The following is a 12,311-nucleotide window of genomic DNA, read 5'->3' on the forward strand; positions in this document are numbered from 1 at the left end:
AGATAATAGATTAGAAGAGAAAGAAAGGAGTGCTGCCTATGGCGAGAAAAGGAGAATTTGTATTATTTGAGGTTACACCGGAGATAGAACATTTCGCAGAATTGTGTAATAAAAATAACGCAATTGACAAGGAATTATATACAAAGTATGAGGTGAAGCGGGGCCTTCGTGACTTGAATGGAAAAGGCGTTCTGGCGGGTCTTACGAATATCTCTGATGTATGTGCGAAGAAGATCGTGAATGGCGAAGAGGTCCCTTGTGAAGGAAATCTGTATTACCGAGGATATAATATTAAAGATCTGGTAAGAGGATTTTTGGAAGATGGGCACTTTGGATTTGAAGAGGTTGCGTATCTTCTGCTGTTTGGAGAATTGCCAACAGCAAAGGAGCTGGAGATGTTCCATGAGACATTGGTAGAACGACGTACATTGCCTCCGACATTTGTAAGAGATGTGATCATGAAGGCACCGAGCAGAGATATGATGAATAGTCTGTCACGTTCTATCCTGAGCCTGTATTCCTATGATGCATTGGCAGATGATACATCGATTCCGAATGTGCTGCGGCAGTGTCTGAATCTGATCAGTCAGTTTCCGATGTTGATGGTATACGGTTATCACGCGTACAATTATCGCCTGGGCGAAGATCTGTTCATTTATGCCCCATCTCCAGAATTATCTACGGCGGAGAATATCCTGATGATGCTTCGAGAGGACAGAAAATATACACAGTTAGAAGCAAAGATATTGGATATGGCTTTGGTACTGCATATGGATCATGGTGGAGGTAATAACTCTACATTTACAACACATGTGGTAACTTCTTCTGGAACGGATACCTATTCTACGATTGTTGCGGCACTGGCTTCTTTGAAGGGGCCGAAGCATGGAGGTGCCAACATCAAAGTTACACAGATGTTTGAAGATATGAAAAACGTGGTAAAAGACTGGAAAGATGAGGATGAGGTTCGGCAGTATCTCTATGATCTTCTGGATAAAAAAGCTTTTGATCAGAAGGGGTTAATCTATGGAATGGGCCATGCAATCTACTCTGTATCTGATCCAAGAGCTGATATTTTCAAGGGATTTGTGAAGCAGCTTGCTGCAGAAAAGGGCTATGAAGATGAGTATGCATTGTACGAGACGGTAGAGCGTCTGGCACCGGAAGTAATTGCAGAAAAGAGAAAGATCTATAAGGGTGTCAATGCAAATGTAGATTTCTATAGTGGTCTTGTGTACAGCATGTTAGATCTTCCGCCGTCATTATACACACCAATCTTTGCGGCGGCGCGTATCGTAGGATGGAGTGCGCACAGACTGGAAGAGTTGAAGAATGTTGATAAGATTATCCGACCGGCGTATAAGCCGCTGGCTGAGCATAAAACATATCTGAGAATGGATGAACGATAGATGAAAAAGGAATTTTGTTATCCTTCCCGGGATGGAGTGACGCAGATTCATGCAGTAGAATGGATTCCGGAAGGAGAAGTTAAGGGAGTGCTTCAGATCTGCCATGGTATGGTGGAATACATCAACCGATATCATGATTTTGCAGAATATATGTGTGAGCGGGGGTATTATGTAACGGGGCATGATCACCTTGGACATGGAAAATCCATACGCAATGAAGAAGATTATGGGTATTTTGAAGAGAAAAAAGGGAATCAGTTTGTCATTGGTGATATTCAGAAGCTTCGGGAGATGACGACTGAAAAATATCCAGATGTTCCTTATTATATGTTAGGACACAGTATGGGATCATTTTTGCTGCGGCAATATCTGACCATGTATGGAAAAGGTCTGTCAGGTGCGATTATCATGGGAACTGGATATCAGGGAGGTGCGGTATTGAACATGGGGCAGCTGGTATGCCGTGTGATCGCAGCATTCAAGGGTTGGAGATACCGCAGCAGATTCGTCGATAAACTGAGCTTTGGCAGCTATAATAAAAGATTTGAACCTGGAGAGACTTCAAAAGATTGGATCACCTCGGATAAAGACCACAGACAGAAATATGTCAATGACCCGTTATGTTCCTTTATGTTTACACTGGGCGGCTATTACCAGATGTTTGAAGGGATGAAAGTACTGACACGAAAAGAGAGCATGGAACGTATCCCGAAGGACTTACCGGTACTGTTCGTGGCAGGAGCAGATGATCCTGTGGGAGCATTTGGAAAAGGAGTCGAAAAAGTATATAAAAAGTATAAAACGGCCGGAATGCAACAGGTATCCATGCATCTCTATGAAGGAGACCGGCATGAGATCCTGAATGAGACCGACCGTGAACAAGTGTATGAAGACTTATATCAATGGATTGAGAGTCTATAGAGACTTTCGAATCTCTTTCAGCAGATGGACTCTATTAAATGGAAATGAAAAATAGTATCCATCTGCGAAGTCTTTGGTGTATTCTATGATTTCTCTGGCGATTGCAACACCGACTGCTTCGCCTTCTTCTTTGGTGCCATGTTCCGGATATCGTTGGATGATCTCATCAGTAACATCGACACCTGCGATTTCATTTTTCATAAATGATGCATTTTTTCTGCTGATCAGAGGCATAATTCCACAGAGAATCCGAGCTCCGGTGGATTCCTTAATGTAGCGGACACGATCAGCGTCATTCTTAGAGAAAACCGGCTGAGTCAGGAAGAATTCAGCACCGACTTCCATCTTACGTTTTACTCGCTTAATCTCCACTTCAATATTGCGTCTTCCCTGGTTGATTGCGCCTCCGTAAACCATCGGTGCATCTGGGAAATATTCCTGGTTCATATCTCTTACAATCTTCATCAGACCTACAGAGTCAAAGTTGAATACTGATTTTACCGTCTGTCTTGCCAAAGATGGAATCGGATCACCAGTAATAATCAGCAGATTATGAATATCGTTGATATGTGCGCCTAAGATCAGAGATCTCATGGCGATGGCATTCTTGTCACGGCAGCAGATATGCGGCATGACGCACATACCTGTGGAACGTCGTATCTTTTCGGCCATCAGCACAGAGTCGATTCGTGTTCTTCCGGACGGAGAGTCTGGGAAAGTCAGTACATCTACATCTTCATTGCGCAGAAAATGTGCTGCTTCCAGAAGCTTCTCATCATTGGCAGAGACTGGAGGGGCAAGTTCTACGGCAATGAGCTTTTTGTCTTTGACAGTACCGTCTTCCTGACAGAAGAAGCCGGATTTCTTTTTGTATGCTTCGACTTCTGTGTGAGACAGGATAGAAGCAGATTTTACTGATTGTCGGATGTCCAGTGCAGACGAAATTGCCTTGATAAAAGATGGATTTGTTCCGCAGCATCCTCCAAGAATGTCAACTCCGGCAGCGGAAAGTTCGGTCATCTTTTCTGTAAAATAATCTGTATTGTTGTTAAAGAAGATCTGGCGTCCACGGAGACGTTTGGGATATCCGGCGTTTGGCAGAGCTATCAGGTATTTGTCTGAATGGAGATCTACTTTTCCATATATCTGGTTCATATGTCCGGGACCAACACCACAATTCAGGCCGATTGCATCAATCTCTGGTACGGAAGCTGCCTCTTCCAACAATTTCTTTGCACTCAGTCCGGAAGCACTGTAACCAAACTGGTCTACGCAGAATTGCATCATGATAAAAAGTGGATATTCTTTTTTAATACGAGAGATTGCCGGAAGAATATGTTCCATGTCAGGAAATGTCTCAAAAGTCAGTACTTGAATTCCTTCTTCGGCAAATATCCTTGCTATCTGGTAATATTCTTCGGCCAGAAGATCTGTCTCGGTATTCGGAGAAGAAGTATCTGGAATCGGACCGATATCACCGGCAATAAAGATGTCTTTGCTTTTGACCGCATCTTTTGCAAGCTGTATTGCTGCACGGATATTCTGCTCCACCGAAGCCCAGTCAGAAGACAGCAATACCGTGTTAGATGCAAATGTATTTGTACGGATCAGCCGGGCACCAGCTTCAATATAAGAGTGGTGGATATTGCTGACGCGGTCTGGATACTCTGTGTTTGCAGCCTCTGGGATCTCGTCTGTCTGATATTTCCCGACATAATAGGTTCCAAAAGAACCGTCAGTAATTAATTTGTTTCTTTGTAAATATTCTTGAATCGTCATATGTATATTCCCTTTTTATGATTTAAATTTGTAATGTGGTATATTGAAAAAGTATAACACATTTTGCCCTGTTTATAAAAAGTTTTTGTGATATGATGTTATAGAAAACAACTATTATGAGTGATAGAAAATTATTATATAATCTGATCTTTGTGATTATTCAGAGATACAATCGGCAAGACTTATGAAGCTGTTGAAGTAAAATAATTTAATTTCGCTGTATATCTTACATCCGGGACAGGAAAATTACGAAAAAGTATGTTTTTTGGCATAAAAAGTATACTTTTTTATAAAATGATTCCCTGTTTGAACAATAAAATGAAAGGAGAAAATAAAAATGTATTTACGTTTATATCAAATGGGGATAATTATGAAACTGTTAAAACTGGTAATTGTGGACGACGAACCGATTCTTTTACAGGGACTTTTGCATACCTATGACTGGGAGAGTATGGGATTTGAAGTAGTGGGTTCTGCTTCAAGTGGAGAACAGGCATTGGAGGTTATCCGTGAAGTGAAGCCGGACGTGGTGCTGACAGACATACGGATGAAGCAGATTACAGGCCTTATGGTTATAGAAGAGATACAAAAGGAAGGCCTGGAGTGTCTGTTCGTGGTACTAAGTGCATATCGGGATTTTGAATATGCCAAGCAGGCGTGTGATCTGGGAGCTTTTGCGTATCTCTTAAAACCGATTGAGGATGATAAGCTTCAGGAAACCATGGAATCTGCTTATCAAAAATGCATGGAGAGGCAGAAAGCGGATGAAAAGTATGAAAGCTGGGAAAAACTGCTCGTGTCAGATTCTACCAGTTTTCTGCAGGTAGTTGTGCAAAAATATGTACAGAATCGTCTGGAATATGATAAAGTTAAGGAAGTGTTTGACGCAATCGGTAACATACTTCTAGAAAATGACCGGTTTATTACAGTATGTGCTGATATAGATATTGCATATAAGATTACGAATTCTCTGGATTATGAAGCATCCAGACTGAAATTATTGAATCTTCTGGAAGAGCCTGTCAAAGAGAGATATTTTTACTGGAAGATGGAAAATCAGGAAGGAAATTATATCTTCATTATTAAGACTCAGGACAATGCAGTGGTGAGAGAGCTGAAGCATCTTTTGGAAGATATTAAGCAAAAAGGGACAAGCCCGGTTATTGCCGCAATATCGAAGCCATACAAGGGCATTGAAGGAATCAAACGCAGCTATGAGGAGGCGCAGAAGCTGTTCGGAATTGCCGGGGCGGCAGGGGCAAGTGCCCTTGCGGTTTCAGAGGAGCTGGAAGATTATACGGATAAGGGTTCCTCAGGCGATGGGGATATCTTGATTGTCAATGCAGTGAGAAAGAATAATGCGAAAGAGCTTAAGGATGCTTTTATTCATATGATATATCATCTTCCAAAGGATGAGGAGCTGCAGTGCAAGTATTTCCATAAGGTTATGCTGAATGTAGAACTAATGGTCAAGGATTCCTATGGAATGACGGATGAATTGAAGGAGAAGTTCCAGAATTATTACTCTAACATGCAGAATCTGAACGCTGCAAGAGCAGTAGATGTATGTTATAAGATTATCGGCAATGTGATCGAAGAGCGTCAGAAATGTGCGGAAAAAGATGAAACAAAATATTTCAAAGAATATATTCAGGCAGCTGTTGCGTATATAGATGAACATCTGGATGATGAAGAATTGTCTATTGTGTCGGTTGCGACGCATGTTTATCTGAATCCTGTTTATTTTGGAAGAGTATTTAAGAATACATTTCATATGACTTTCAAGAAGTATATCCTTCAGCAGAGAATGGAGAAGGCAAAGCGACTTCTGGAAGAAGGAGATGTAAGTATCGGAAATATATGTGAACAGGTCGGAATTAATAATCCGTCTTACTTTTCACATCTTTTTAAGCAATATACCGGAAAGCTGCCCAGTGAGTATAAAAAGGAATACGAAGTATGAGAAAAAGAATGCTGCAGTCAGGCATCCAGAGAAAATATTTAAAATATACAATTACACTTCTTGCACTTGCATTATGCCTTTCCAGTATTGGAGTATGGGCATATATGCAAAAAAGCGTCAGAAAGACAATCGTTGATAAATACCGGTTCATTGATGAGAAAATGGGAATTGCGTTAGATAATATGTATCGGAAAAGCGATGAGGTGACCGCAGAGTGTATTGTCTATGATGATGTACAGAAAAGTCTTCAGAAGAATGAGATGGAAGAGGTGAATCGTACTGCTCTCAGTAAGTATTTTGCATATATTGATCTGGATTATGTGTCGGAATATTGTTATGTAGATAATAAGTGCAATGTGTACAGCCGTTATTACTCAGATGTTTCTTACGCTGATTTTAAACAGAGTGGATTTGAGGGTAAGCTGGGCGGAGATTATTCGAAAACAGTATGGTTCTGGGCAGATGATAACTTGTTTGGTACCGGTGAACCGTCTCTTTTTATCGGCCGCTATGTAAGGAGTATGGAATATGCGCATGAACCGGGCATGTTGTTCCTTAAGATGGACGAGAAATATCTGGACAAGGTTGTGTCCAATGGAGTATCAGAGGAAGCGTTTGCTTCGGGAATCATGGATGCAAATGGAAATCTATGCAGTCTGAATGCACCAGAAGAAATGTGGATCCCCATGGAAGATATTTCCCTGAAAACCACTGACAGAGAAGGCGATGGCATGATCTTAGACGGCATGGAAGTGTCAGGCGGTGTGGTATCGGCGTATCGGCAGAAAGAAAGTGGGTTTATCGTATTTTCATTCGTGCCGGACAGTGTGTTGAACAGCGGAACAAGAAGTATGCTTTTTGTGTTGGCAGGAATCTATGTCATTGTCATTGCAATTGCGTTAGTCTTGAGTATTTATTTTTCGCAACGTTTTACCAGACCGATTCAGGATATCAGCGAAGCGATGAGTAGTTTTGATGGAAAAGATTTTGATCATACGATTGAACTGGAGACGCATACGGAATTAGATCAGATTGGGCGTTCTTATAATGAAATGCTTGGAAATATCGAAGAGTTGCTGGAAGAGATTAAAATACAGCAGCAAGAGTTAAGGACAAGTGAGTTGAATATGCTGATCAGCCAGATCAATCCACATTTTCTCTATAATACGCTGGATACAATCTATATGCTTGCCCGTATTAATAAAGAAGAGACAACGATGAAGATGATACAGGCGTTGTCCAAATATCTTCGTCTGTCATTGAGCAAAGGAAAAGATGTGGTTACAGTCGAGGATGAATTGGAAAATGTAAAGAGTTATATGGAGATACAACAGATTCGGAATGAGAATCTGTTCCGATATGAGATTGACTGTCAGGTGGATCCAAAGCAGACGTATGTGTTGAAGCTTGTGCTTCAGCCGCTTGTTGAGAACGCGATAAAATATGGCTTCTGCGATATTTTTGAAGGAGGTTTTATCCGAATTGAAGTAAAGAAGGCGGAGGAAGCACTGGAATTTGTTGTGTATAATAACGGCACGTCCATGGAAGAGGAGACGGTGCAGAAACTCAATGATTTGAATGAATTGCCGCTTAGTAAGGTGAAAGGCTGTTTCCCAGATAAAAACCGTGGATATGGGCTTGTGAATATTATTACCCGGCTGCGGCTAAAGTATGGAGATGAAGTGAGAATCCTTTATCATGTGGAGTCGGAAGGAACAAGCTGTGTTATTCGTATTCCGGGAGGTGAAGGACATGTGGAATAAAGAATCGTATAGTAGATGGTTCTCTGCATTCTTGTGTGTAGTTCTGGTTGTGATGCTGCTTGTCGGCTGCGAATCGGAAGAGGAGAAGAAAACGCAGAACAGTCAAAGTGAAATAAAGATTCCGATGATCCTTACCGTAGATCCTTCCACCGGTAAGAAGAACGAAGAAAAAGTGGTCGTAAAGTTCAATGAGGAATATGATGGAATCTACGAGATAGATGTAGAGTGGGTCATGGAGACAGAGGATGAATATCGGCAGAATCTGAAACGGTTGAATGTTACGGATAAATTGCCTGCAATCATCACGGATCTTCGTATGCTTCCATCTTTCTATCAGATGATGATAGAAGATGAGAGGATTGAGGATCTGTCTCCTTATATCCTGGAAGATGATGAATGGATGGGCATGATAGAGCCAGTCGTGTTGGATAGTTTTCGTGAATCGGACGGAAAGATATATCTGGCGCCTCTTAGTACGGCAGCTTTCTCGTGTTCGGGAGTATTCTGGAATGAGGAGCTGTTTGAAAAGGCCGGGATTGAAGAATTCCCGGAAACTTGGGAAGAATTCTGGAATGTGTGTGAAAGACTTGAGTCTTATGGGATAACGCCCCTTGCGTTACACACAGAAGGAACTGCCTGGGCGGCAATGCTTTTGGCTACGGCAGAGCTTTCTGATACACCAGAAGGCGCAGAGTTCATGAAGGAGATTTTCCCGGAGTCCTATCAGAATGAAAGTGGCCTGCATATGGCAGAAACGTTAAAGAGATTGTTCTCGTATACAACGAAAGATGCGATTGGGCAGAACTTTGATGTGTCCTATGAGAATTTCTTCTCTGGCAAGACAGCTATGATTCCCAATGGATACTGGATGATTGATCAGATTCCGGAAGGAGAATGGGAGGAAAGGGTGCGATTCTCGCCATTTCCGGGGAATAAGCTGGTCTCTTCGCCGGAGACTTTTGGCTGGTCGATTGTATCCAGTTATAGTGATGAAGTGAAGAAAGGCGCAGTAGAATTTCTGAAGTTTCGGACGAAGCTGAATAAAGAAGAAAAAGAAGAATTGTTCCGGGATAACGGCGCCAGCGGCGGCCAGGTGGTTCAGGATTATATCCGGGCATATCAGGGGAATCCACAGATCGTGCCGAACTACCAGGTGAAGTGGAATTCAATTCTCCAGGAGGAGACACTGGGAGCATATCTGCCAGATCTGATCTCTGGAAAGATTACTCCGGAGCAGTTTACACAGGAAGAGGATAAGAGTATAGAACAATTTGAGGCGGAGCAGTGATGCTTCGCCTTAAAGTTTATTTTTTTGCATAGTTGGTTTTTTTATTGTTAAATGTTTTGCATTCATTTTTGTTAGTATATCTCCAGAAACAAAAAAACGAAAGTTTTAGAAAAGAGGAGAACATTATGAAAATGAAAAAAGTTTTATCAGTTTTACTGGTAGCAGCAATGTCCTTAAGCCTCCTTGCAGGATGTGGAAGCTCTTCATCCGATGAAGGATCTGAGGATGCAAAGGGTAAAGTATATTACCTCAACTTCAAACCAGAAGCAGACGAGCAGTGGCAGGATCTTGCAGAAGCTTATACAGAAGAGACTGGTGTTCCTGTAACCGTTCTGACAGCAGCATCTGGAGAATATGAGAAGACATTAAAATCCGAGATGGCTAAGACAGACGCTCCGACATTATTCCAGGTAAATGGACCGGTAGGTCTTGCAAGCTGGAAGGATTACTGCTATGACTTATCTGGTTCTGATATCGCAGGCGAACTTACAGATGACAGCTTCGCATTGATGGACGGAGATAAAATGGCAGGTATCGCATACGTTATTGAAAACTACGGTATTATTTACAACAAAGCACTTTTGGAAGAAGCTGGATATACAGCAGATGATATCACAAATTTTGACAGCTTCAAGAAAGTAGTGGAAGATATCACAGCACGTAAAGATGAACTTGGATTCTCTGCATTCACATCCGCAGGTATGGACGGATCTTCTGACTGGAGATTCAAGACACATCTTGCAAACCTTCCGATCTACTATGAATACAAAGATGAAGGTATCGACAACACAGATGCAATCAAGGGTACATATCTTGATAACTACCGTGCAATCTGGGATCTGTATATTAACAATGCAACCTGTGATCCTGCACTTCTTTCTACAAAGACAGGCGACGATGCAGTAGCAGAGTTTGTTACAGAAGAAGCAGTATTCTATCAGAATGGTACATGGGCATATAACGATGTAGCTGACCTTGGCGATGAGAATCTTGGAATCCTTCCAATCTACGTTGGCGTAGAAGGTGAAGAAGATCAGGGTGTCTGCACAGGTACAGAGAACTACTGGTGTGTCAATGCAAAAGCTTCTGAAGATGATATTCAGGCAACACTTGACTTTATTAACTGGTGTGTAACATCTGATACAGGTGTTGAGGCTATGTGCAAAGATATGGGATTCGTAATTCCATTCAATTCTAACCTGGAATCTGATAACGTACTTGTAAATGAAGCTAATAAATATCTGGAAGAAGGCAAGACTCCTGTAACATGGTGCTTCTCTACAATGCCTTCAGAAGAGTGGAAGAACGGTGTTGGTTCTGCTCTTACAGCATACGCAGCAGACCAGACGGATGCGAACTGGGATGCAGTAGTAGCCGCATTCGTTGACGGATGGGCAACAGAAGCTGCAGCAGCAAAATAAAAAGAAACCATAAGAGACAGACGGCGGGCGACGAATAGTTCGCTCGCCGTTTTTAGAGAGAAGGAGGGAGTTTTATGGAAAAAGCCATAAAACGTTATATGCCGATATTTGTACTTCCGACATTCTGTGCATTTATCATCGGCTTCATTGTTCCGTTTATTATGGGTATCTGGCTGTCTTTCTGTAAGTTCACGACAGTTACAGATGCAAAATTTGTAGGATTCTCCAATTATATCGAAGCATTAAAGGATACCATGTTCCGTCATTCATTCTGGATGACTGTTCTCTTTGCAGTAGTATCACTTATTGTAATTAATGTAATTGCATTTTTACTGGCTATGGCACTGACGCAGAAGATGCGTGGAACCAATATCTTTCGTACTATCTTCTTTATGCCGAATCTGATCGGCGGTATCGTGCTCGGTTATATCTGGCAGTTGATCTTTAATGGTTTCCTGGCTCGTTATAACACTGCAATCAGCCTGAATCAGTGGTACGGTTTCTGGGGACTCATTATTCTGGTAAGCTGGCAGCAGATTGGTTATATGATGATTATCTATATCGCAGGATTGCAGGCGATACCGGGGGATGTTATGGAAGCAGCACAGATTGACGGTGCATCACCGATCCAGAGACTTTTCAAGGTTACGATCCCGATGATGATGCCTTCCATCACAATCTGTATGTTCCTGTCCATTACCAATGGATTCAAGCTCTTTGATCAGAACCTGTCATTGACAGCAGGTGAACCGGCAAAACTGTCTGAGTTAATGGCACTGAATATCTTCAATACGTTCTATGGACGTACCGGATGGGAAGGTGTCGGTCAGGCAAAGGCTGTAATCTTCTTCCTGATTGTAGTGGCAATCGGAATGATACAGCTTCGTGCAACACGTTCCAAGGAGGTGCAGCAGTAGATGAAAATAAAAGAAAAATTAAGCTGGGTAGGTACTGGTGTATTTACGATTATCGGTATTGTTTACATTGCACCAATTTTAATCGTGCTTATGAACTCCTTTAAGAAAAAGGTATTTATCAATAAGGAACCATTTGCGCTTCCGACCGAAAAGACCTATGTAGGATTCGAAAATTATTTTGCTGCGATTGATAAATATGAATTGTTAAGTGCAGTCGGATGGACGGTATTTATTACGATTGGTTCTGTGTTGGTGATTCTTGTATGTACTTCCATGTGTGCATGGTATATTACAAGAGTAAAGACAAAATTTACAAAGCTTCTTTATCTGCTTTGTGTATTTTCAATGGTAGTGCCATTCCAGATGGTCATGTTCACACTTTCACTGGTTGCAGACCGTACCGGACTTAACACACCATGGGGAATCATCATTATATATCTGGGATTCGGAGCGGGACTTGCAGTCTTTATGTTCTGTGGATTTGTAAAGTCTATTCCTCTGGAAATCGAAGAAGCTGCTATGATTGATGGGTGTACTCCACTTCGTACATTTTTCTCAGTAGTTCTTCCGATCATGAAACCTACCTATATCTCTGTAGGTATTCTGGAGACGATGTGGATCTGGAATGACTTCCTGCTTCCGTATCTGGTACTTGACCTGAATAAGTATAAGACGATTTCTATTGTTATTCAGTATATGAAGGGAAGCTACGGACGAGTAGATATGGGCGCGATTATGGCTGCTCTTATCCTTGCCGTTATTCCGGTAATTATCTTCTATCTGTCCTGTCAGAAACATATCATCAAGGGTGTTGCGGCAGGTGCTGTAAAAGGATAACTCGGGAGCCCGC

Annotated in this window: 9 protein-coding genes; 8 read left to right on the plus strand and 1 reads right to left on the minus strand. The window is 41.8% G+C overall.

Translation table 11 applies throughout. The annotated features are described in order from the left end of the window. Nucleotides 1-38: 38 nt before the first annotated feature. Both ACQRBH_RS03775 and ACQRBH_RS03780 read left to right on the plus strand, forming a co-directional pair. On the plus strand, nt 39-1,409 hold the full coding sequence (locus ACQRBH_RS03775; RefSeq protein ID WP_347376177.1) for a citrate/2-methylcitrate synthase: 1,371 nt from the start codon (nt 39-41) through the stop codon (nt 1,407-1,409). Further along, complete coding sequence (locus tag ACQRBH_RS03780; protein ID WP_427760929.1) at nt 1,410-2,330, plus strand: alpha/beta fold hydrolase; 921 nt, start codon at nt 1,410-1,412, stop codon at nt 2,328-2,330. Here the strand turns inward: ACQRBH_RS03780 and ACQRBH_RS03785 are convergent. Continuing rightward, complete coding sequence (locus tag ACQRBH_RS03785) at nt 2,325-4,109, minus strand: bifunctional homocysteine S-methyltransferase/methylenetetrahydrofolate reductase (protein WP_427760930.1); 1,785 nt, start codon at nt 4,107-4,109, stop codon at nt 2,325-2,327. The two genes, ACQRBH_RS03780 and ACQRBH_RS03785, sit on opposite strands and share 6 nt — an antisense overlap. A 337-nt stretch (nt 4,110-4,446) precedes the next feature. On the opposite strand from ACQRBH_RS03785, the gene ACQRBH_RS03790 reads away from it, so the two are divergent. The 6 genes from ACQRBH_RS03790 to ACQRBH_RS03815 all read left to right on the plus strand — a co-directional run bounded on the left by ACQRBH_RS03790 (nt 4,447) and on the right by ACQRBH_RS03815 (nt 12,298). Further along, entirely contained in the window at nt 4,447-6,072 is a 1,626-nt protein-coding gene (locus ACQRBH_RS03790) for a response regulator (protein WP_427760931.1), read from the plus strand. Beyond that, a complete protein-coding gene (locus ACQRBH_RS03795; RefSeq protein WP_427760932.1) occupies nt 6,069-7,835 on the plus strand; it encodes a sensor histidine kinase in 1,767 nt (588 codons plus the stop codon). The genes ACQRBH_RS03790 and ACQRBH_RS03795 overlap by 4 nt, the downstream gene beginning before the upstream one ends. Beyond that, entirely contained in the window at nt 7,825-9,123 is a 1,299-nt protein-coding gene (locus tag ACQRBH_RS03800) for an ABC transporter substrate-binding protein (RefSeq protein ID WP_427760933.1), read from the plus strand. Before ACQRBH_RS03795 ends, ACQRBH_RS03800 begins: the two co-directional genes overlap by 11 nt. Nucleotides 9,124-9,248: 125 nt before the next feature. Beyond that, nucleotides 9,249-10,544, plus strand: coding sequence for an ABC transporter substrate-binding protein (locus ACQRBH_RS03805; RefSeq protein WP_427760934.1), 1,296 nt, complete (start codon nt 9,249-9,251; stop codon nt 10,542-10,544). Between the two features lie 74 nt (nt 10,545-10,618). Then, nucleotides 10,619-11,461 (plus strand): carbohydrate ABC transporter permease, encoded by an 843-nt coding sequence (locus ACQRBH_RS03810; protein WP_235231978.1) that lies wholly within the window; start codon nt 10,619-10,621, stop codon nt 11,459-11,461. Continuing rightward, on the plus strand, nt 11,462-12,298 hold the full coding sequence (locus tag ACQRBH_RS03815) for a carbohydrate ABC transporter permease (RefSeq protein WP_235231977.1): 837 nt from the start codon (nt 11,462-11,464) through the stop codon (nt 12,296-12,298). It begins immediately after the preceding gene. The last annotated feature ends 13 nt before the right edge of the window (nt 12,299-12,311 follow it).

Source organism: Bariatricus sp. SGI.161 (assembly GCF_050313695.1).
Taxonomy (GTDB): Bacteria; Bacillota; Clostridia; order Lachnospirales; family Lachnospiraceae; genus JAFBIX01.

Coding starts and splice junctions, on each gene's coding strand:
- ACQRBH_RS03775 (WP_347376177.1), top strand. CDS start 39: ATGGCGAGAAAAGGAGAATTTGTATTATTTGAGGTTACACCGGAGATA.
- ACQRBH_RS03780 (WP_427760929.1), top strand. CDS start 1,410: ATGAAAAAGGAATTTTGTTATCCTTCCCGGGATGGAGTGACGCAGATT.
- ACQRBH_RS03785 (WP_427760930.1), bottom strand. CDS start 4,109: ATGACGATTCAAGAATATTTACAAAGAAACAAATTAATTACTGACGGT.
- ACQRBH_RS03790 (WP_427760931.1), top strand. CDS start 4,447: ATGTATTTACGTTTATATCAAATGGGGATAATTATGAAACTGTTAAAA.
- ACQRBH_RS03795 (WP_427760932.1), top strand. CDS start 6,069: ATGAGAAAAAGAATGCTGCAGTCAGGCATCCAGAGAAAATATTTAAAA.
- ACQRBH_RS03800 (WP_427760933.1), top strand. CDS start 7,825: ATGTGGAATAAAGAATCGTATAGTAGATGGTTCTCTGCATTCTTGTGT.
- ACQRBH_RS03805 (WP_427760934.1), top strand. CDS start 9,249: ATGAAAATGAAAAAAGTTTTATCAGTTTTACTGGTAGCAGCAATGTCC.
- ACQRBH_RS03810 (WP_235231978.1), top strand. CDS start 10,619: ATGGAAAAAGCCATAAAACGTTATATGCCGATATTTGTACTTCCGACA.
- ACQRBH_RS03815 (WP_235231977.1), top strand. CDS start 11,462: ATGAAAATAAAAGAAAAATTAAGCTGGGTAGGTACTGGTGTATTTACG.